This is a genomic window from Desulfoconvexum algidum (assembly GCF_055382125.1).
In genome coordinates, this window is the sequence record NZ_AP042394.1 from 1,035,671 (window position 1) to 1,058,434 (window position 22,764).

The 22,764-nt window shown below is 49.4% G+C and carries 17 protein-coding genes; 15 read left to right on the plus strand and 2 right to left on the minus strand.

Features of this window, described 5'->3' with window-relative positions; all coding sequences use genetic code 11:
- Positions 1-42: 42 nt before the first annotated feature.
- From ACZ45G_RS04740 to ACZ45G_RS04790, 11 genes are all read left to right on the plus strand, one after another.
- Complete coding sequence (locus tag ACZ45G_RS04740; protein ID WP_464175526.1) at positions 43-513, plus strand: HAD family hydrolase; 471 nt, start codon at positions 43-45, stop codon at positions 511-513.
- A 251-nt stretch (positions 514-764) separates the two neighbouring features.
- Entirely contained in the window at positions 765-3,293 is a 2,529-nt protein-coding gene (locus tag ACZ45G_RS04745) for a glycogen/starch/alpha-glucan phosphorylase (RefSeq protein WP_464175527.1), read from the plus strand.
- Between the two features lie 136 nt (positions 3,294-3,429).
- A complete protein-coding gene (locus ACZ45G_RS04750) occupies positions 3,430-3,591 on the plus strand; it encodes a hypothetical protein (protein ID WP_464175528.1) in 162 nt (53 codons plus the stop codon).
- 8 nt (positions 3,592-3,599) lie between these two features.
- Positions 3,600-4,286, plus strand: a complete 687-nt coding sequence (locus ACZ45G_RS04755; RefSeq protein WP_464175529.1) for a response regulator transcription factor — start codon at positions 3,600-3,602, stop codon at positions 4,284-4,286.
- On the plus strand, positions 4,283-5,566 hold the full coding sequence (locus ACZ45G_RS04760; RefSeq protein WP_464175530.1) for a sensor histidine kinase: 1,284 nt from the start codon (positions 4,283-4,285) through the stop codon (positions 5,564-5,566). Before ACZ45G_RS04755 ends, ACZ45G_RS04760 begins: the two co-directional genes overlap by 4 nt.
- A gap of 181 nt (positions 5,567-5,747) precedes the next feature.
- A complete protein-coding gene (locus ACZ45G_RS04765) occupies positions 5,748-5,963 on the plus strand; it encodes a 4Fe-4S dicluster domain-containing protein (RefSeq protein WP_464175531.1) in 216 nt (71 codons plus the stop codon).
- Positions 5,964-5,965: 2 nt separating this feature from the next.
- Positions 5,966-6,604, plus strand: a complete 639-nt coding sequence (locus ACZ45G_RS04770; RefSeq protein WP_464175532.1) for a ferric reductase-like transmembrane domain-containing protein — start codon at positions 5,966-5,968, stop codon at positions 6,602-6,604.
- Entirely contained in the window at positions 6,605-8,380 is a 1,776-nt protein-coding gene (locus tag ACZ45G_RS04775) for an FAD-binding protein (RefSeq protein WP_464175533.1), read from the plus strand.
- 55 nt (positions 8,381-8,435) lie between these two features.
- Positions 8,436-8,678: a twin-arginine translocation signal domain-containing protein gene (locus ACZ45G_RS04780; protein ID WP_464175534.1), complete on the plus strand. Its 243-nt coding sequence runs from the start codon at positions 8,436-8,438 to the stop codon at positions 8,676-8,678.
- Between the two features lies 1 nt (position 8,679).
- Entirely contained in the window at positions 8,680-8,958 is a 279-nt protein-coding gene (locus tag ACZ45G_RS04785; protein WP_464175535.1) for a hypothetical protein, read from the plus strand.
- Positions 8,955-9,182, plus strand: coding sequence for a 4Fe-4S dicluster domain-containing protein (locus ACZ45G_RS04790; RefSeq protein ID WP_464175536.1), 228 nt, complete (start codon positions 8,955-8,957; stop codon positions 9,180-9,182). Before ACZ45G_RS04785 ends, ACZ45G_RS04790 begins: the two co-directional genes overlap by 4 nt.
- A 26-nt stretch (positions 9,183-9,208) precedes the next feature.
- Here the strand turns inward: ACZ45G_RS04790 and ACZ45G_RS04795 are convergent, their stop codons facing one another.
- Positions 9,209-11,665 carry a mechanosensitive ion channel family protein gene (locus ACZ45G_RS04795; RefSeq protein ID WP_464175537.1) on the minus strand — a complete coding sequence of 819 codons (2,457 nt, stop codon included), beginning with the start codon at positions 11,663-11,665 and terminating at the stop codon, positions 9,209-9,211.
- Between the two features lie 267 nt (positions 11,666-11,932).
- Between ACZ45G_RS04795 and ACZ45G_RS04800 the strand changes: the two genes are divergently transcribed.
- The 4 genes from ACZ45G_RS04800 to ACZ45G_RS04815 all read left to right on the plus strand — a co-directional run bounded on the left by ACZ45G_RS04800 (position 11,933) and on the right by ACZ45G_RS04815 (position 20,815).
- On the plus strand, positions 11,933-13,426 hold the full coding sequence (locus ACZ45G_RS04800; RefSeq protein ID WP_464175538.1) for an efflux transporter outer membrane subunit: 1,494 nt from the start codon (positions 11,933-11,935) through the stop codon (positions 13,424-13,426).
- 25 nt (positions 13,427-13,451) lie between these two features.
- Positions 13,452-14,747 (plus strand): efflux RND transporter periplasmic adaptor subunit, encoded by a 1,296-nt coding sequence (locus ACZ45G_RS04805; protein WP_464179873.1) that lies wholly within the window; start codon positions 13,452-13,454, stop codon positions 14,745-14,747.
- Positions 14,744-17,878 (plus strand): efflux RND transporter permease subunit, encoded by a 3,135-nt coding sequence (locus tag ACZ45G_RS04810; RefSeq protein ID WP_464175539.1) that lies wholly within the window; start codon positions 14,744-14,746, stop codon positions 17,876-17,878. Before ACZ45G_RS04805 ends, ACZ45G_RS04810 begins: the two co-directional genes overlap by 4 nt.
- A 147-nt stretch (positions 17,879-18,025) precedes the next feature.
- Entirely contained in the window at positions 18,026-20,815 is a 2,790-nt protein-coding gene (locus ACZ45G_RS04815) for a response regulator (RefSeq protein ID WP_464175540.1), read from the plus strand.
- 100 nt (positions 20,816-20,915) lie between these two features.
- Here ACZ45G_RS04815 and hcp read toward each other — a convergent pair whose 3' ends face one another.
- Entirely contained in the window at positions 20,916-22,586 is a 1,671-nt protein-coding gene (gene hcp, locus ACZ45G_RS04820; protein WP_464175542.1) for a hydroxylamine reductase, read from the minus strand.
- Between the last annotated feature and the right edge of the window lie 178 nt (positions 22,587-22,764).

Here is a 22,764-nt window from a genome sequence, read left to right on the forward strand (position 1 = left end):
GATCGGAGAGAAACTCTACAAGAAACAAAAAGGAAAGACAATATGATTCAGATTCAGATTCCCGGAGCCCCAGATCTTCGGATTGAAAATATGTTATTGGATTTTAACGGCACCATTGCCGTTGACGGCCATTTGATTGCCGGGGTGAAAGAAAAGATCAATCAACATGCAGAAAGGATGGCGTTCCACGTGATCACCGCAGATACCTTTGGGTCGGTCAAACGAGAACTTGAAGGGATAAAATGTACCCTGCACATCATACCCGAAGGAAATCAGGCTGCAGCCAAGCTTGTCTATCTTGGGGAACTTGGATCCCAACACACCATTGGTGTGGGAAACGGGGCCAATGACGAGCAGATGCTTCGAGAAGCCATATTGGGAGTTGCCGTGCTGGGAAACGAGGGCCTGGCAACCAAAACCCTGGCAGCATCGGATCTTTTGGTACACCATATTCTGGATTTGTTTGCATATTTTGAACGACCCAACCGGCTTGTGGCGTCTTTGCGACAATAATATTAAGAAAAAAATCTCACGGGCGACGGGCCTTTTTAATACTGGGTACCCACAAATGCGAATCGTTTTTTTATCTTTGTGCCTAAAAAATAGTGTTTGATTAATCTGGGTCAAAAGTTCAAAATGATAGGAGTTTTTGGGCTGAATAAACATTTTGTCTGCTTTAAAACTCAAACACAACAAGGGTTCGTGTTTTCTTTGATGGTATGGAGACGTCATAAAACAAAGCGTGTCAATATTAGGAGATCACTATGGGGTCTGCAGAACAGGGGAAAAAAATACAGAAAAAAGATACGGATTCGATCAACAAACTCAAACGAGCCTTTGCCTACAACCTTTTTTACAAACAGGGCAAAACAATTCGTTCTGCGACGTTAAATGATTACTACCTGGCGGTTGCCCAGACAGTGCGTGACCGTATGCAGCATCTGTTTATTAACTCCATCGAGGCCTTGTCGGAAAAGGAGACCAAGGTTGTCTGTTATCTGTCTGCAGAATTTCTCATGGGCCCGCATCTGGGAAACACGCTTATCAATCTTGGGCTCTATGATGATGTGGCCCGGGCTACCCGGGAGACGGGTCTTGATCTCCAGGAAATCTTGGATCATGAGGAGGAGCCAGGGCTTGGCAATGGCGGGCTTGGGCGTCTGGCTGCCTGTTACCTCGATTCCCTGGCAACCTTGCAGATACCGGCAATTGGCTATGGTCTTCGCTACGAGTTTGGCATGTTTGACCAGGAGATAGAAGATGGATGGCAAAAGGAGATCAGCGACAGGTGGCTGCACCCGGGCAATCCCTGGGAGATAAAAAAACTGGACTTGAGCTGTGAGGTGGGATTTGGCGGTTATACGGAAATCTACAATGATGAAAACGGCAAGCAGCGGGTCAGGTGGATTCCCGATCTGGCAGTCATCGGTATGCCCTATGATACGCCGGTGCCAGGATTCAAGGTCAACACCGTAAACTGTCTGCGGCTGTGGAGTGCAGAGGCGCCAAAGTCCTTTGATTTTGAGGATTTTAATGTGGGGGATTATTTTGGCGCTGTTGAAGAAAAGATAGCGGCCGAAAATATTACCAAGGTTCTATATCCGAATGATGAGCAGTTCAAGGGAAAACGGCTGCGCCTTGCACAGCAGTATTTTTTTGTTTGTTGCTCTCTGCAGGATATGATCCGAACCCATCTGCTCAATAATAACAGCCTGGATAATTTTTACGATTATTTCCAGGCCCAGCTCAATGACACCCATCCGGCCGTTGCCGTGCCGGAGCTGATGCGGCTGCTGGTGGATCTTTATCATTATGACTGGGACAAGGCCTGGGACATTACTTGTAAAACATTGTGCTATACCAACCATACCCTGCTGCCCGAAGCCATGGAAAAATGGCAGATTGACCTGTTCAAACATGTTCTGCCCAGACACCTGGAGATTATATTAGATATTAATTATCATCTTCTTGAACAGGTAAAAGCCCGATACCCCGGTGACGATGCCAGGATCGCCCGTATGTCGATTATTGATGAATCAGGCCCCAGATACATACGAATGGTCAATCTTGCCTGTTTTGGCAGCAAGACAATCAACGGGGTTGCTGCCATGCATACGGACCTGCTGCGCCGGCATACCCTCAAAGATTTTAATGAAATGTATCCGGGCAAGATACGCAATGTCACCAACGGCGTAACGCCACGGCGATGGATAGCGCTGAGCAATCCGAGGTTGACAAGGCTCTTGGTGGATGCCATCGGTGAAAACTGGATTACCCATCTGGATGATTTAAAGCAGATTGAAAAATTTGCAGAGGATACCGCCTTTAAAGATGCCTGGCGCAAAGTCAAGCAAGATAATAAAAAGGATGTGACAAACCTGGTCTTTCAAAGAGAAGGTATTGTTATTGATCCTGAATCAATGTTTGATGTCCAGGTCAAGCGCATTCATGAATACAAGCGGCAGCATCTCAACCTGCTTCATATCATTACCCTGTACAATCGTATCAAGGCAAATCCCAACACAGATATCACGCCCAGGGTGTTCGTTTTTGGCGGCAAGGCTGCCCCGAGCTATTTTATGGCAAAGCGTATTATCAAGCTGATCAATTCTGTGGCCGAGGTGGTTAACCACGATCCTGATGTGCGAGACCGGCTCAAGATTTTTTTTGTTCCCAATTATAATGTCAAAATCGGGCAGATAGTTTATCCCATGGCCGATCTTTCCGAACAGATTTCCCTGGCTGGCATGGAGGCATCCGGAACTGGAAACATGAAATTTTCCATGAACGGCGCTTTGACAATCGGCACGCTGGACGGTGCAAATGTAGAGATTCGAAATGAGGTGGGGGCTGAAAATTTCTTTCTTTTCGGCATGGATGAACAACGTGTTCATGAAAAGAAGATTGCAGGATACAGGCCAGAAGAATATTATCAGAAAAATGATGAGTTGCGGGGGGTGATTGATTTGTTAAAGTCCGGTCATTTTGCCCATGGTGACCCGGAATTGTTCAAACCCATCGTGGACTCATTGCTGTATGATGACAGGTATCTTTGTCTTGCCGACTATCAGGACTATGTTGACTGCCAGGCGAGGGTCAGCCGGACGTTTGAGGATAAGGATCTCTGGACCCGGATGTCGATCCTTAATGTTGCCCGTATGGGTAAATTTTCTTCAGATCGTTCTGTCAGCGACTATGCCCAAAAAATTTGGAATGTAAAACCCTTCCCGGTCAAATTGAAGTGGCAGCGGGTTCCTGAGGGGGGAATTGTATTTCCCAGACCCATTAAATGACCCTGTAAATTAATTGATTCTAAAAAAATTGTCATGAAAAGTATTCAATAAAAAAACTTGCATAAAGGTTAAGATTTCACATTTTTTTCACCTTATCTTCACGGCGGGTTCACACGCCTGGGTCTAAGGTTCAACAATGTTAACCCAAAAAAAAATGGATCCGAGGGCTGGGAAGGTGCCTTTTGACTGGATTCCCTCCTGTTCCATAAAAAGTCGGGCCATTGCCGGGGAGTATCTTATCCTTGCCTTGGAAGGGGTTGGCCATTATACTGTTGAGTCTATAAAAGATACCCTTTAAGGAGTCCCATGACACCCAATATCAGATTGCTCATCATTGAGGATAATCCGGCCATCGTGGAAAACATGACCGATTTTCTGGAATCCAAAGGCTATACTCTGGATTTTGCCATGGACGGTATCGGCGGTCTGCACCTGGCATTGACCCAGGCGTATGACGTCATTGTACTGGACCTCATGCTGCCGGGCATGGACGGCATAACACTGTGCAAAAAATTGCGCCAGGAGGCCGACAAACAGGTTCCGGTGATCATGCTCACGGCCAGGGATACCCTGGACGATAAACTGCTCGGCTTTGAATCCGGGGCTGACGATTACCTGGTCAAGCCCTTTGCCTTAAAAGAGCTGAACGCCCGCATAAAGGCGCTGGCCAAAAGACGGGTGAGCACCAACAAGATACTGGCGGTGGATGACCTTCGGATGGATCTTGGCACCTTTGAAATTACCCGCCAGGGGGAAAAAATTGACCTGAACAATACCTGCTCCGCCATCTTGAAGCTGCTCATGGAGTCGGCCCCCAATGTGGTGTCCCGCCAGGACCTTGAAAACCACCTCTGGGGCGATATGCCGCCGGGCAGCGATGTGCTGCGTAGCCACATGTATTCCCTGCGCAAAAAAATCGACAAACCCTTTGAAACGGCCATGATCGAAACGGTCCATGGCAAAGGGTTCAGGCTCAAGGAAAAACAGGCATGAAATTTTATCAAAGCATCCGGTTCAGAATCGTTGCCAGCATCCTATTGTTTGGCACTCTGCTCATCACCCTCAATGCCGGCATCACTTTTTTTGTGATGGGCAACAACATGACCAAGATGGTCGCCAATCTCATCGATACGGAGATGGATGCCTTTATCTATAAATACGAAAAGGACCGGACAACGCCACTGCCCCATTCCAAATATATTGATATGTATGAAGGGTTTGAAAAAATGCCGGGACATTTCAGGGAGTTGGTAAAATCGCTGCCACCTGGTGTTCACACCATTGATGATCCTGAAAAGAAGCACCCGCTCAGCGTGGGGGTGATCCAATTACCGGACAAGGAAATTCCCTATTTCATGTTTTTTCACGGCAGGGAATTTTTCGATGAAAATTCCTGGCTGCATCCCAGACAGATCCTGATGATTTCCCTGGCTCTGTTGCTCATCCCCGGCATCATTATTGGTTATATCACCTCCCGGATGCTGTTTGCACCGGTGGTGACCCTCATGGCGCAAATCAAGGGGCTGAACCCTGAAAATATACCGGTCCGGTTTTCCCATAAGAATGCCAACAATGAATTCGGAATGCTCACCCGAACCATCGAAGCAACCATGAATCGGATCAACAATTTTATCCAGCGGGAAAAACAATTCACCCGGGATGCCAGCCACGAACTTCGGACCCCGCTGACCATTGTCAAAGGGGCGGTGGAAATCATGGAGACCCAGCCGGAGCTTTTGACCAACCCTTTGTTGAAAAAACCTTTGAAGCGGATTTCACGGTCGGTAAAAGACATGGAAACCACAATTGAAACCTTTCTCTGGCTTGCCAGAGAAGAGGGCGGGACAGATGATCTCTGTCAGGTGGAACCGGTGGTCAGACGGGCCATCAAAGACAACCAACACCTCATCGAAAACAAGGATATCCAGCTTCACCTGGAGGTGTTTTGCGACAAGACGGTCAGGGCCAGGGAAGAAATCCTTTATATCGCGGTGACAAACCTGATCCGCAATGCCTTTTATTTTACAGCCAAAGGATCGGTCACCATCACCCTTGACGATGTCCACATCGGCGTCCAGGATACAGGCATGGGCATTGAACCAGGCCAGCTTGAATCGGTCACCCACTCCCATGTTAAAGGAGCGACGAGTCAGGGCTTTGGTTTGGGGCTGAATATCGTCTCACGTCTGTGCAAACGCTTTGGCTGGCACCTGATCATTGAAAGCCAGGCAGGGCAAGGCACCGGTGTCAAAATTCTGTGGCAGGACACCTGAAACCCGGATTCCAGTTTCCAATGGCTAAAATAACTTTTTAAATTTCACATCTTTTTCACATTCTTTTCACGGCAGGTTCACGCCGGCATCGCCATAATTCCAAACATGATTAACAAAAAAAAAGACCCGTGCTTATTAATAAATCGGCATGGCCGGAGTTTCATATAAAAGGGGAAAGAAAATGACCATCCAATCTATTCGAGGGTGTATCGGTTGCGGGATATGCGTTAAAACCTGCCCCACAGATGTGATCCGTCAGGATCCAACGACAAAAAAGGCGTTCATCGCATACCCGGCGGATTGCCAGATATGTCATTTGTGCAGGATGTATTGTCCCGTGGACGCCATTACAATTTCACCGGAAAAATCTATTCCGGTGGTGGTTTCATGGGGGTAAAAATGGGTACATATATCAAAAGCAATTTTTTTAAGCAGTTCGTACTGGTTTTTACAGGCATGCCGCTGCTGATCTGGGCAATGGGGAATTATCCGGAGCGTTCGGTGTTGAAAGAATCACTTTCCGTCATTACTATTCTGGCCTTTTGCCAGATGATCGGCCAGTTTTTCTGGGCAAGGGGGAATAGATCCGCTGTTGCAGAACTTAAAATGAGCAAAGTGACAAAATATCATAAAATCATCGGATATGCCTTGGTCATCCTTCTGTTGTTCCATCCGCTTTTTCTGGTGGTTCCGCGGTCTTTTGAGTCAGGGGTCTCCCCGGTTGACGCGTTTATAACCCTCATCACAACCATGAACCTTGGGGTTGTGCTTGGCATCATTGCATGGTGTTTGATGCTGGTATTGGGAATTACCGCATTTGTACGGGAAAAGTTGCCCATGAAGTACAAAACCTGGCGGGTTTTCCATGGTATTCTGGCAGTGGTATTTATTGCGGTTGCCGCATGGCACGCCATTGATCTTGGCCACCATTTTAACCTTGCCATGTCAATTTTGATTTTATTTCTGACAACGGGCGGAATCTTGCTCCTTTTAAAAACCGATATGTTCAAAAAACATAAAAAAATCAGTGAGGTATAAATGACACCTTCTCAAACACCAAAAGATATGTCCCGCCGCAAGTTCATGACAATTGCAGGTGGTGCTGCAGGGCTGGCAACAATGGCCGCCATGGGATTCTCCCCACGGGGAGAGTGCAGCCCCAATATCTCTAAAATTGATGCGGATAAAATAATCGACGCCGAAAATGAAACAGATGTGTTGGTTATCGGCGGCGGAATGGCAGGGTTATTTGCAGCTGTCAAGGCTCATGATGCCGGTGCCAAGGTGATGATTGTCTCCAAGGGTCGTATGGGATCATCGGGACAAACGCCGTTTGCAAAAGGAATATTTGTATTTGATCCCGATTCTTCAAAAATAAGTCTGGATGAATTTGTGGATACGGTTTCGCGTTCTGCCCTGGGCACTAATAATTCGGTTTATACCCGGCAAATGGCAGCCCATTCCCTGGCCCGTGTCAATGAACTCAAAGAATGGGGATTTTTTAACTCTCCTTTGTATAACAAAAGTTTTAACACCCCCATCAACCAAAGAAATATTCCTGTCAAAGAAAGAATTGTCATTACCCATTTGATCAAGGAAAAAGGACAGATTGCCGGTGCGGCGGGTTTCAGCCTGGATGAAGAAAAAATTCTTTTTTTTAAGGCTAAAAGTGTGATTCTGTGCACCGGGGCCGGTGGTTTCAAGCCCAATGGATTTCCCATTTGTGATCTCACCCACGACGGCTCTGTCATGGCCTATAATATTGGCGCCAAGGTGACCGGCAAGGAATGGAACGACGGACACCCCGGCCAGGCAAAAAACGCGGCAGCCTGCTTTGACGGATGGCATGGTATGTTTGAAAGGAAACCTGGTATAACGGGGGTTGAAGTACACCATGATCTGGGGGTTGATCAAAATTACAAAGCTTACATGACAGGAAATCCCATTAAGATGGGGCCTCCCGGGATGGCAGATGGCAAAGAGGCCAAAGGCGGACCCTATGTTCCCGATGAATTTAAACGAAATGGCCCGCCCCAGGGTGAACCGGGGGCCGGTCCAGGGGGTAAGCCAGGGGGCAAGTCAGGGGGACCTAAAAAACGAGGGGGCGCACCTCCGGGAATGGCAGGAACACTGGTGGGCGGTTCCTCAGCCGGCATGTCGATTCACAAGTCCGAAGGCCTGGTTCCCATCAATGAGAAATGTGAATCAAACATCCCGGGGCTGTATGCTGCCGGTGATGCATTGGGGTCTTATATGGCCGGCGCTATTTATACCCAGGTAGGATCCTCTCTGGCCGGTTCTGCTGTTCAGGGGGCCATTGCCGGCAAGGCTGCTGCTGAATACTGCCCGGGACTTGCAATGCCGGTTATTTCAACAGCCAAACGGAATGCGGTCAAACAAGAGATCCTTGCGCCTCTGAAGAGAAAAACAGGGTATGGTCCCGCCTGGGTGACCCAAACCCTGCAAGGCATCATGATTCCCAATTTCATTATCTACATAAAAAAAGAAAATCTCCTAAAGGCCGCACTGGCCTATGTTGAAGAGTTGAGGGATCATCACATGCCACTGCTTCGTGCTGGGGATTTACATGAATTGCGGTTGGCCTTTGAAACCAGAAACATGATTATCAGCGCTGAAATGAAGCTCAAGGCATCCCTCATGCGAAAGGAAAGCCGTTGCAGCCATTATCGACTGGATTATCCTGAAATGGACACAAAAAATTGGAATGCCTGGATCAATATTTACAAGGGCCGTGACGGCGCAATGAAATTTGAGAAACAGCCTTTTGGCAGCTGGCCGACGGCAAAGAGTTAATCTGTTAAAATGAAGAAAGTGAACTGTGCCAAAGTAAAGTACAAGGAGATATAGTATGGATACCCCTCAAAACAACAACCCATTAAATTGTAACCGCAGGGACTTCATCAAGTATGCGGGAATGGGTGTTGCAGCTTTTTCCGTTGGCGGAATGATGATGTCGTCCAATGCGGGTGCCGCCTCCATCTCAAGTGTAAGTTCAGATGAGCTTGATTCGGAGGTCCTGATTATCGGGGGCGGTGTTGCAGCAACCTTTGCAGCAATTAAGGCTGCGGAACAGGGCGCTAAAGTAACCTGAAATGAAGCTGAGGGCATCCATGTTCAGGAAAGAGAGCAGGTACAGTCACTTCAGGGAAGACTTCCCCTACAGGGATGATAAGAACTGGCTCTCTTTTGTGATCCTTCAAAAGGACGGGGATAAAATGGGTGTAAGAAAATGGAATATCCCAAAAGAGTGGATACCAGAATCCCTTTCAAGTCTGACCTATGAAAAGAGATATACAGTCCGGTTTCCCGGGGAAGCAGAATATTTTAAGAAGCATGGCGCAGGGCAATTAGATATAGGAGTAAAAATATGACGATAGCAAATATTGATACCAAATTATGTATCGGCTGCGGCACCTGTGTTGAAACCTGCCCTGCTGATGTTATTCGAATGGATAAAAAAACAGGGATAGCCAAAATAACATACCCCGAAGACTGCCAGAGCTGCCATCTGTGCCGGTTGTTCTGCCCGGTCAGCGATGATGTGATTACCGTCGCACCGGAGACATGCATGAAGCCGATGGTTTCATGGGGGTAGAAGGACCGCAGACATTAGTGGAAAAATTATAAAAAATATGTACAGATAGTTTGAGAGGGCAACACTATAAACATAAGGGAAAAAACAGCACTTTTCATCAGGTGTAAATTCAGGTCCTGTTTGGGAAAAGGTATCTGAATTTTAAGTGTTTTAAATTTTCGTTGAATTTTATGATTGAGTTCACTTTTGATCAAATCCCAGTCATCCACCTCGCAAATCCATCCCCTTAATTCAAAACTCAGAGAATAGTCCCCGAATTCCCTGAACAATGCTTGAGGGGCTGGATATTCCACCACCTGCGCGTGTTCATGGGCGCAGTCCAAAAGGGCTTGGGTTACAATAGGTACATTAGAATCATGGGCAACCTTTACCGGTATTCTGATCCCGACATATTGATCAGATAGGGTCCAGTTGGTGACCTGATTTGAAATAAGGTCACTATTGGGTACCACGATCTCTGATCGTTGGGGCGTTTGCATCACTGTGGCCCGAAGACCAATTTTTTTAATTTCAGCCCGTTGTTCACCCAGCTCAATATAATCTCCTACTTTAATGGGTCTTTCAAAAAGCAGGATCAGACCTGAGACAAAATTATTGATGATACCCTGAAGACCGAATCCAATACCGACGCCCAATGCACCGGCAATGATGCTCAATTCCCGAAACTGAACTCCCAGTGTCATCAAGGCCAGTAAAAATCCGATAAAAACAAAGCCGTAATGAACCAGCCTGGCCATTGAAATCCTCACGCCAACCTGAAGCTGGCGCTTGGAGAACACATCTTCCATAAGTATGGTTTGAACTACCCAGGAAATTAAAAAAGAGGTGTAAAGAGTCCCCCCGGCCATTAGAACCAGTGCAACGGTAATCTGCCTGGCACCTAGTGTGATGCCAAAGGTCAGAACCGCATGAATCGCTTCTATCGGGTTGCTGTAAATCCGCCATGTCACAAGGACAAAGGCACCGGCAAGAAGAATGACCAGAATATTTATCAAAAATGCAGACCTGCTGATGATAAAATGGGTTTTAACCTTCACAAAAGGTATTTTACCGAGGGGCGGGCTGTGCATGATCCAATACAAAAAGCCTCTGAGTATGACCATTAACATCCAGGCTGTCAGAGAAATAAAGGTTGTCTTAAGGGAGGATTCAAGTAAATGGGCTGACAGGGTGCTGTACCCGCCCATTTCCATGATAAGAATGATCAAAAAAAGCAGGGCACCCAATTGAAAAATCCGTGGAGATAAAGGCAAATTTTTATGGCGGACACTGATTTTGGAAAAACTGAGAAATAACGGCAGTCCAATCAGGGATGTAGAAAAAATATACAATCTAAAAAGTGAAAATGGCAGGTTAAACACCCCAAACAGACGGGTAACGATAAAGTACACAGGCAGCCAATAAACAAGCCATTTTATTTTTTTATGGGCACTCTCAAAAAAGGCGTCCACCAGACGTGCAAGGAGGATAAGAATAATCCCCTGGGCAATAAGTCGCCAGACGCCTGGAATCGCACCATAAAAAAAAGAGGTGGTGATAGCCGTAAAAAAAATACCGGTTTCAAACGGCCTTCGTGCAATAAACCGCCATTGATTCATTTCCATCAGAGGTTCACGTCTCTGTATGATCCCGATGCTTAAGGCTAAAAAGAATAGAACCTGGACAATAATCAGCCCTCTCTTTTGCAAGACAAACTCAATATCCGGTTTTGAAATGCGTTGCAGGCGTTTCGGCAATTCAAGTAACAAGCCTCTTTTCAGCAGGGCATAGTACTTAGACGAAAACATGGAGCGATCGGTCTTGTGCATAAGGCTGCCATTGAGAACTGTGACGCGTTCCTCTATCTCAAGTTCAAGTGCCAACTGGGATGCTCGAATCAATTCTGCAGCCTGCAGCTGGGAGATTAGAGGTGTTATGGTCAGCGAGATCAGGTCCTGGGATCGGGTTGTGATCTGTCGAACCTTTTCAAAAGTAGGCCTGAGGGATTCTGCAGAGCTCTGTTTTGAAACCAAGGATTCCAAGTGTTCCCAATGTACGTCTTCTTCGGTCCACTCTTTTCTCCAGGACTCAGCCTGGGAAATTGCCTCATTGATGGATTGAATTAACTCATTTAGAACAGCCTCTTTCAAGGCAATTTGAGCTTTGAGATCAAAAAGTCGGTCATAGCCGTACTTTGAGTTGTTGTTTAAGGCGTTTAGACTCCTGGTATTTTTTTTAGTTTCTTTGGCCAGATAGTTCAAGCAGTTTGAGGCCGCCTCTATATCAAACAAATCAATGAGTTTATTTTCCATTAGAATGGAAGGGTTCTGCAATTCAGTGGTCATGGAAATAAGACCGGAAAAATTTCCCTCGGACGATTTTTTATCTGTTTCTGATACAGCCGCATTGGAAAAAAAATTGGCATACCCTGTACCGGTGTAACCACTCCAGATCAGCAATACCATTGTCAAAATATGCTTCAGATAATTTTTGTTGTTTAGCATGAACCCTACCCTATATTTTTGTATTCGCTTTTTGGAGATAAAATGACATTAAATTATGATGAGACCGTTATGAAAACAGGTTTAAATATAGAGATTCAACGCCTGGTATTGAAAGTCTGTCCGGCTCTTCCACATAATTTTTGAAATTTCACATTTTTTTCACATCCTTTTCACGGCCTGTTCACGCATCCTAGGTTAGATTTCGTCCATGATTAATGAAGAAGGAAATTAAGAGACAAATGGAAACCTTCTTAATGAGGAAGCAAAATGATAATTCATTACAATAATTTATTTAAGGGTTTTCAGGCGTTGGCTGGACGTTCGCGATCCCGGGCGCTATTATTTGCGATATTGGCGATGTTGCTCTCAGGCTGCAGCACGGCAAATCACGATGTCAAGGCGCCGCTGTCCGTCCCGGTCCGGTTCTCCGAATCCGGCCATTCACCCCTGCCGGACCAATGGTGGGTGTCCTTTGAGGATCCGGTGCTCAGCGGGCTCATGGATCAGGCCCTTGTGAACAACTTTAGTTTAAAAACCGCATGGAACCGGCTCAGCCAGGCCAAAGCCCTGGCAAAAAGTGCCGGGGCCGATCTTTTTCCTGTTCTTGATGCCGAGGTTGAAACCTCACAAAACAGGTTATTCGAATCCGGTGAGACCACTGAAGGTCACAGCTATTCCCTGGGGCTTGCCGTAAGTTATGAGCTGGACCTGTGGGGCCGCATCCAATCCAGCCGCGATGCTGCCGCATTTGAAGCACAAGCCAGTGAACAAGACCTGCAGGCCACAGCCCTGACCCTCTCGGCCCAGGTGGCTGGTACCTGGTATCAGCTGGTCGAACAGTACGGTCAATTGGATATACTGGACGAGCAGATGGTCAACAATAAAAAGGGGCTTGAACTGGTGAACTTGCAGCTGCGCACCGGCCAGGTCGGCATTTCAGACATGCTGCAGCAGCAACAGCTGATTGAGTCCAACCAGGGAGAAAGAGACCTGGCATTGGCCCAGGCCGGAGTTTTGGAACAGCAACTGGCAATATTGCTCGGATATCCCCCCCAGCAGAATGTGGCCCCACGGATTGGGCAATTGATCGATCTGCCGCCCATACCGCAATTGGGTTTGCCGGCTGAATTGATACAAGGCCGTCCGGATATCCGCAGCGCTTTGTTTAGTGTCCGGTCGGCCAACAGTGACCTGGCAGCGGCCATTGCCGATCGTTTTCCCCAGTTGAGCTTTTCCGCCGATCTTGCGACCACAGGGGTTCATACCAGAGACCTGTTCAGCAACTGGCTGGCAACACTGGCCGCCAATCTGGTGACCCCCATCATTGACGGCGGGTTGCGCAAGGCCGAAGTTGATCGGACCCGTGCTGCTGCTGCCGAAGCACTGAACGCATACGGGCAAATCATTCTCGAGGCCCTGGGAGAGGTGGAAACCGCCCTTGTTCAGGAACATCGTCAGCGCGATTTCATTGTCAGCATCGACAAACAGCTGACCCTGGCCGGGCAGGTGATTGAACGGTTGCGGGACAGATACCTTCAAGGGTCGGTGGATTATCAGCGGGTGCTCGATGCACAGCTTTCCTTCCAGGAGCTGCAGCGCAGTTTGCTGACCGCCCGGCAAAATCTGGTGCAGTACCGAATCGATCTATGCCTTGCCCTTGGCACGGGGTGGACCTTGGCAAAACCGGAACAAAATTTGTTCAATACACCCCCCATTACAGACAAAAATATCTTTTTACCTGGTAGCAGGACATCGGGATAAAGAGGAAAAATAAAAGGTGAAACAGATGTTGTCAGAGCAAAAAATATCAATTTCCAACACCCCAGCCGTATCTGCTGCAGGGACAAAGATTCGTCATCAGCGGCTCTGGAAAACCGTTGTTTTTCGTGGGCTTTTGCCCCTGGCGGTAATCCTGGCAGGTGGGTTTCTCTCCGTCTGGATGATGGAGACCGGTCCCCAGGCAAAACCGCACACTATAACACGCAATGCGACCCTGGTTGCGGTCAGAGCAGTTGATTACAGTTCCCAGAAAACCCTTATTTCAGGCATGGGGACCGTTGCCGCCGCCTGTAATGTGGAACTCAAACCCCAGGTCAGTGGCGAGATCATCTCATTAAATCCCAACCTGGTGCCCGGCGGTCATTTCAAAAAAGGTGAAACCCTGCTTAAGATAGACCCCACAGACTACCGTCTGACAGTTCGGGAGCGGGCCGCGGATGTGGCCAAAGCCGAGTCAGACCTTCAGCTTGAGCAGGGCAACCAGCTCATTGCCAAAAAAGAATACACCCTTCTGGGAGAAACGGTCAGCGACCAGGAAAGGGCGTTGATGCTGCGAAGGCCCCAGCTGGAAAACCTCCAGGCCACCCTTGAAGCGGCCCGGGCCAAGTTCGACAAGGCCCAGGTTGATCTTGGGCGCACCGAAATCAAGGCTCCCTTCAATGCAGTGATTCAGTCCCGGGAGGTCAACCTTGGCACCCGGGTCAGCGAATCCTCTGCACTGGCAACCCTGGTGGATACGGATGCCTATTGGGTGGAAGTCTGCGTGCCGGTTAGCCAATTGCGTTGGATTCAAATTCCCCAGACCGGCAAGGACCCGGGAGCCCTGGTTCGGATTTACGACACGGCTGCCTGGGGCGACAAGGTTTTTCGCCAGGGCCGGGTGATTCGGTTGAAATCGGACCTGGAGTCCCAGGGGCGCATGGCGCGGCTGCTGATCCAGGTGGAGGATCCTTTGAGCCTTGAGCCGGGCCAGGATCAGCCCCGGATGCTGATCGGTTCCTATGTGCGGGTGGAGATTCAGGGGAATGCAGTGGCCTCGGCCGCGGCCATCCAGCGTGAGTTCATCCGCAACGGCAACAGCGTCTGGGTCATGACACCTGAAGGAAACCTTGCCATCCGCCCGGTGGAGATTGCCTTCCGGGGAGCTGAGCAACTGCTGGTCACCGGCGGGATAACATCAGGGGAACAACTGATCATCACAGACATTGCAGCCCCGGTTGAAGGGATGTCCCTGAGAACGGTGGACGACACCGCCGGCCAGACGGCAACAAGAGAACCGGCCAGCAAGGGAGGTCAGTCATGAGCCCCAACCAGCCGTGTCAAGAGGCACGCGGTCCCATTTCCTGGATGGTGCATAACCGGGTCACCCCCAACCTGCTCATGATTTTTCTATTGCTGGGCGGCCTATTTATGACCACCCGTATCAAGCAGGAGGTCTTTCCCGAGTTCGACCTGGACATTGTGACGGTCAGTGTCAGCTATTCCGGGGCCAGCCCCGAGGAGGTGGAACAGGGTATTATCCTGGTGGTGGAAGAAGCCATCCGGTCGATTGATGGGGTTAAAGAGTTGACCGCAAGTGCAACCGAGGGCAACGGGACGGTGGCTGCAGAACTTACGGAAGGCGCCGACCAGCAGAAAATCTACCAGGAGATCAAACAGGAGATCGATCGGATTACCACCTTTCCCGAAGATGCGGATGAACCCGAGGTCTCCCTTACCACCCATCTTCGGGAGGTGCTTGCCATCGACCTCTACGGAGATGTGACGGAAATGGCCTTGCGGGAGACGGCCGACCAGGTACGGGATCGGTTACTGCAAAAGTCCCAGATCACCCAGGTCGACCTGGCCGGGATCCGGGACTATGAAATCCTGGTGGAAGTGCCCCAGGAGCGATTGCGGGCCTACGGCCTGACCCTGGCCGGGATCGCCGCTACCATTAACAGCGCTTCCACTGAGATTCCCGGTGGCTCGGTGGATACGGCCGGTGGGGATATCCTGCTGCGGATAAAAGACCGCCGGGACTGGGCCCATGAGTTCGCCCGAATCCCCATTGTAACAACGGCCGACGGCAGCGTGGTATATCTCGAAGAGATTGCCACCGTGCGCGAAGGTTTCGCGGACACGGACCAATCCGCCACCTACAACGGGCAGCGGGCCATCGGAGTTGATATTTATAGGGTCGGGGATCAGACCCCCATTGGGGTGGCCGGGGCCGTACGCACCGCCATGGAAGAGATCGAACAGGACCTGCCCGCCGGCATCCACTGGCACATCAGCCGCGACCAGTCCGAAGTATACCAGCAGCGCCTGGAATTGCTGATGAAAAACGCCTTCATGGGGTTGGCCCTGGTACTGGTCGTGCTCGGGTTGTCTCTGGAGTTCAAGCTGGCCTTCTGGGTCACCATGGGGATTCCCACCGCCTTTCTCGGCAGCCTGCTCTTCCTGCCGGTTGTGGGGGTGTCCATCAACATGATTTCCATGTTTGCCTTTATCATTGCCCTGGGGATCGTGGTGGACGACGCCATTGTTGCCGGTGAAAATATATACGAATACCAGCAGCAGGGCATGGGGTTTGCCCGGGCCGCGGTTCTGGGCGCCCGGGATGTGGCCATCCCCATCACCTTTTCCATTCTTACCAATGTGGTGGCTTTTTTGCCCCTTTCCTTTATTCCCGGGACCATGGGTAAGATCTGGAAGGTCATTCCCCTGGTGGTCATCACGGTTTTTCTCATCTCCTGGGTGGAATCGTTGCTGATCCTGCCGAGCCACCTGGCACACCTCAAGCGCGGTCTGGCCGGCGGTTCCACTTCCCGGTTGCAACGTTGGCAGCAGGCGTTTACAGGGCGGGTGACCCAATTTATCAATCGGGTTTACGGTCCTTTTTTGAACCTGTGCATCCGTTGGCGGATCCTGACCGTGGCCCTCTGCCTGACGGTGCTGGTCGTCGTGCTCAGCTACGCCCTCAGCGGCCGCATCGGCATAATTTTGATGCCACGGGTCGAGTCGGACCATGCCGATGTAACCGCTGTCCTTCCCGTGGGCAGTCCCATGGACAAGGTGGTGGCCGTTCAGGAAAAACTATCCGCTGCCATGAATACTGTGGCGAGTGAAAACGGCGGTGACCAGCTGCTCAAGGGGATCTTTACCAAGATCGAAGAAAACCAGGTGGAGGTAGGAGCCTACCTGACCGATGTCGGGGTGCGGCCGTTGAACACCAGTGAAGTGACCCGGCTGTGGCGGGAAAAGCTGGGACCTGTGGTCGGCCTGGAATCTTTGCGCTTTGAGTCGGACGGGGGCGGGCCCGGCTCCGGGGCGGCGTTGACCATTGAGCTCTCCCATTCTGATATCCATGTGCTTGATCAAGCCAGTGCTGCCCTGGCGGAAGGCCTGGCCGAGTTTTCCAACGTCAAGGATATTGACGATGGCTACACACCGGGAAAACAACAGCTGGACTTTTCCATCAAACCCGAAGGTCAGAGCTTGGGCCTGACATCTGCCGAGGTGGCCCGCCAGGTGCGCAACGCCTTCTCCGGTGCCGAGGCCCTCAGCCAGCAGCGGGGCCGAAATGAGGTGACCGTGCGCGTGCGGCTGCCCGAAAATGAGCGTACGAGTGAATACCATATAGAGCATCTGATGATCCAGACACCGGCGGGAATATTTGTGCCCCTGGCCGAGATCTCCACGGTTGAACGGGGCCGGGCCTACACCAGCATCAGTCGCCGGGACGCCCGGCGCACGGTGACGGTGAGCGCCAACGTGGAACCCATGGGGGAAACCGGCCAGGTTCAGACTGCCCTCAACAGCACCCTGTTGCCTGAACTGGTCCGTGAGTATCCCGGTCTCACCTATGGCTACCAGGGGCGGCAGGCCGACATGAAAGAGAGCATGCAGAGCCTGATCGGCGGATTTGTCTTGTCCATGCTGGCTATTTACTTTCTGCTGGCGATTCCCTTTCGCAGCTACAGCCAGCCCCTGATCGTCATGATCGCCATTCCCTTCGGCATCGTCGGGGCGGTGCTGGGCCATCTGCTGATGGGATACAATTTAAGCCTTATGAGCATGATGGGGATCGTGGCACTGGCCGGGGTGGTGGTCAACGACTCTCTGGTGCTCATTGATTACGCCAACCGGCAGCGGCGTGACGGCACGGGTCCTGCGGAAGCGATTCACATGGCAGGCCTGCGGCGTTTCCGGCCCATTATCCTGACCACCCTGACCACCTTCGGGGGTCTGGCACCGATGATTTTTGAAACCTCCCGTCAGGCTCGGTTCATGATTCCCATGGCCCTGTCACTGGGGTTCGGTATTCTCTTTGCCACAGTGATTACCCTGATTCTGGTGCCCTGCTTGTATCTGTTCATCGAAGATATCCACCAATGGATGGGGCATGGCCAGTTGCAGGCATCAGCGCATGATGCCATGCCAGGTCAATAGGGGGGGGTAACCCTTTATCGTCAATGAGTCCACATGGCCTTCACAATATCCTGTGGGATCAAAAACTCTATATTTTTGATTATTTTACATTTCCCTGGGAAAGAGGTAATATGTATCATCTTTTTAAAAAAAACATTGATGACATTTATGAAAAATACCGGAAAATTGAGCACATGCCCTGTTTCAGGATTGGCCGTATTGAAGGCCGATCCGTGGATCCGTATCAAAAAGGAAGGGTATATCTATTCCTATACAAAAATTGGTGATTCCATCGTTTATGTTCAAAATTCAGGTATGGTAAAACATTTTGATCCGGACCTCCATGAGGGCTTTATGCGACGGTTTGTCAAAGAGACCCACATCAAGAAACCCTATGTTGAAATACGTGATTGTGAAAACTTACAGGGCCGGGGAACCCCCCTGCAGCTTGCACAGACAAAGGCGTATATCCTGAAAAACCAGGATGATTTGGCCGGGATCATTTTTTGTGATTTGCCCTTCTGGGGGCGGGGCATCGTCAAGGTAGGGTTTAAAACCTATAAGGTCTCCACCCAATTTTCCGTCTGTAAAAATTATGAAGCGGCTGTTCGCCGTGCAATCGGTATTCTGGAAAATCGTCTCGGACCACCTGATATTGAGCAAGAAAAAACTGGCAAAGTGAGTTTTGAACAGCTTGAGTTCAGGCCTGAATGGCAATGCGAATATCCCACAATAGGACTCTCCTACAAGAGCGGAGTGATTCCGCAAAAGATTTTTTATTCCCAAATCCGCACCCCGCAATTACACAGTGAAGATGTACAAGCAGCCCTGCCTTTTCTGGAGCAGGTTTTTAAGGACGGGGTGCTGAAAGGATCAACCTATATTAGAATTGCGGATTATACAGGGGTTAAAAAGCTTTCCCTAAGGGGAAGGCAAGCCTATGCCCTGGCCTTAAACCGGCTGTACAATACCTATGATGCCCATCCGAGTTCAACCTATGTATGTGGGGCCAGCTTATTTACCCGCTCTGCTATTAAACTTTTTTCCGGCGTTTTGAATCAGAAATTTTGCTTTGTGGCGTCTGTTTCCGATGCCTTTGACGCCATTAATTCCCAAAAGGAAAATGAGATAGAAAAAGAGACCCGGATTCTGGTCACCCAGAAAGATATCGATGAAATAAATGACTTGTGCGGAATGATGGTTTGGCCGGAGGAGGAAATAGGGAACGGGGCGTCTGTCCATATTTCTCAGGATAACCCCTTGGTTGAATTGTCGGAAACCCTGTCAATGGTTCAAAATGATTTGCTTGACCTTCGCAGCGTCCAGGCCGAGCAGATGAGAAATATTGATCAGACCAGAAAGGAAGCAGAGGCGGCAAATAAGGCCAAGGGAGAGTTTTTGGCCAATATGTCCCATGAAATCCGAACCCCCATGAACGGGGTGATTGGGATGCTGGATATTTTAAAAGAGACCCAATTGACCAGGGAACAGCATGAATTTATTGAAATTGCCCGGCAGAGCTCTGCCTCTTTGCTGGGGGTTATCAGCGATATTCTGGATTTCTCAAAGGTCGAGTCTGGGCAGATAGAAATTGAAACCATTGAGTTTAATCTCCGGGCAGTCATGGATTCCATCTGCGATGCATTGTCGGTGGCAGCCTACGAGAATGGTGTTGACTTTGGCTGTTTGATTTTAAACGAGGTGCCCCTTCTTTTAAAATCAGACCCGGGACGGCTTCGGCAGATTCTCACCAATCTGATTAAAAATTCAATTAAATTTGTATCAAAGGGAGAGGTTTTTGTCAGGGTTTCCCTTGAAAAGGAAATCAGAAATGAGGCCATCCTTTTGTTTGAGGTGACAGATACCGGTATCGGCATCCCGAAAGATAAAATAAACACCTTGTTTGATTCTTTCACCCAGGTGGATGCCTCCACCACACGTCTCTATGGGGGGACCGGCCTTGGGCTGGCCATTGCCAAACAATTGGTGGAGGCCATGGGGGGTAAGATCGGTGTGGAAAGTGATGTGGATAAAGGGTCCCGATTCTGGTTCACCCTCAGGGTTCAAAAACAGACCCCACCGGCCACCCTGCCTGATAATTTCAGGGATCGGTTTAACGGTAGGAAGGTTCTTGTTGCAGATTCCCATCCGACAAGTCTTGAAATTTACAGGGAATATTTCCGGGAATGGTCGTGCCGCCATACGGCAGCCGATACCCCCGATCAGGTGTGTGAACTCCTTAACGATGCCAACGGGAAAAAAGACCCCTTTCACCTGGTATTGATGGATGAAAATGTGGCTGATACCCTGGATAAAACCTGGCCGCAACGGATTTATTCAACAGATACCCTTAAACAAACCGCTTTTGTTCTCGTCTCTCCCAATGCCATGGCGGCTAAAGCGGCCACCCTTAAAAACATGCGCTTTGATGGACATCTGTCCAAACCCCTTAAAAAACAACCGCTTTTTGACTGCCTGGAAAGGGTCCTTGGCATTGATTTTGGTAAAAGTTCAGGGCCGGCAAGCCAATCACAGGTTTCAGGGGGATCAAAGAACACGGCCCTCCCTGCCCATGGTTCTCAAAAGAAAGCACTTCGTATCTTGCTGGTTGAGGATAATATCGTAAACCAGAAGGTTATTTTGTATATGCTTTCAAAGGAGGGATACGATGTGGCCACAGCCGTCAATGGGGTGCAATCAATAGAAATGTTTGAAAAAAATCCCTTCGATCTGGTGTTGATGGATATTCAGATGCCGGTAATGGGGGGAATTGAGGCCGCCCAAAAAATCAGGACATTTGAAACGAACAGAAACACCCATACCCCTATTGTTGCCCTGACGGCAAATGCCATGAAAGGGGACCGGGAGATATGCCTGGCCGCGGGTATGGATGAATACCTTGCCAAACCCATCAAAAAAGAGGCGCTGATCAAAATAATAGAGAACATCTGCCGCTAGCTTTTTGTCTGGATTCCCCGGTTCATTTAAAAAGGCCCTCACTTTTGTGAGGGCCTTTTTAAATGAACCGGGGGTGGTCCAAGATTAGATCAGATTTGTTTTAATTGCCGGCCATCATGGCCGCCACGTCCGCTTTGGCGGTTGTTATGGGTTTAATGTCAAATTTTTCAATGAGGGCAGCGGCAATTCCCGGAGACAAAAATCCCGGAAGTGTCGGCCCAAGGCGGATCCCTTTGATGCCCAATGACAGCAGTGCCAGAAGAACCAGTACGGCTTTTTGTTCATACCATGCAATATCAAATGAAATGGGCAGGTCATTGATATCATCGAGGCCAAAGGCCTTCTGAAGTTCCATGGCAATCACCGCAAGGGAATATGAATCATTGCATTGGCCGGCATCCAATACCCTGGGGATACCGCCGATATCACCCATATCCAGTTTGTTATATTTATATTTTGCACAGCCGGCGGTCAGAATGACCGCATCCATTGGCAACTCTTTTGCAACCTGGGTGTAATAATCACGGGTTTTGTGCCGGCCGTCGCATCCCCCCATGACGATGAAGCGTTTGATGGCACCTGATTTAACCGCTTCAATCACTTTGTCGGCAAGGGCCATGACCTGGCTATGGCCAAATCCGCCCGTGATGTGTCCTGTTTCAAGTTCCTGGGGAGGGGCACAGGTTTTGGCCATTGCAATGATGGCCGAGAAATCTTTTTGTCCGCCTTCTTTTCTGTCGGGAATATGGGGAACCCCGTCAAAGCCGACCGCACCGGTGGTAAACAATTTGTCCTTATAATCGGCCTTTGTGGGCACAAGGCAGTTGGAGGTAAACAAGGAGGGCCCGTTGAAGTTTGCCATATCCTCTTTTTGGCGCCACCAGGCAGAGCCGTAATTGCCAACAAGATGGGAATATTGTTTGAGCTTGGGATAGTAATGGGCCGGCAGCATTTCGCTATGGGTATACACGTCAACCCCCTGGTCTTGGGTCTGTTTGAGCAGATCTTCAAGATCAACCAGGTCGTGGCCGGTGACAAGGATCCCGGGATTTTTTCCCACACCGATATTTACCTGTGTGATTTCAGGGGTCCCATAGCCTTTGGTGTTGGCCGCATCCAGAAGGGCCATGGTCTTAACCCCCATCTCTCCTGTTTTTATCACCAGATTAAACAACTCATCCTGGGATTTCGTGTCATCCACCAGGGCATCCAGGGCTTCCATTAAAAACTCAAAAATTTCCCGGCAGGATTTTGTGATCTGGTAGGCATGTTCTGCATAGGCAGACATGCCCTTGAGTCCATACAAGGTCAGGGCTTTCAACGAGCGTTCATCTTCATCTGCTATCTCCAGCCAGCCCCCGGCGCCGCTGGCAGCTTTTGCCAACAGATCCTGGTCATTGCCGGGCATCCAGGTGGCGCACTCTGGGACCGGAGAAAGAAAGGCACTGCCGTTTTTTTGTTTGTAGGCATCAAGGAATTGATCTTTTAGCTTGTCTCTGATGGCCACCCCTTGTTTGATATCCCGGATAAAATCTTCCCGGTCAAAATTGGCATTGGTAATGGTGGCAAACAGTCCCTTGGCGACAAAAAAACCGACCTGGTCATCATAGATGCCCAGGTTTTTCGCCTTAACTCCCCATACCGAAATACCCTTTAGCCCCCAGATAAACAAGTCCTGAAGATCGGCAACTTCAGCGGTTTTACCGCACATCCCCTGCTTCATGTTGCAGCCTGTGTTTTTCATTGTTTCCTGGCATTGGTGACAAAACATAATCTCCCCCTTTTTAAAAAGTGTATGGATTCTTCATACTGGTTTGTTTGGTTCGTCATCTTGATCGGAGCGTTGGTCTGGAGTATATGGAACGTTGATGATCAAAAGAATACAACAAAGGCCTTCAAAAGTATATAAAATAAGCAAAAAAAAAGGGGGTTCACCCTTGGGTGTCATT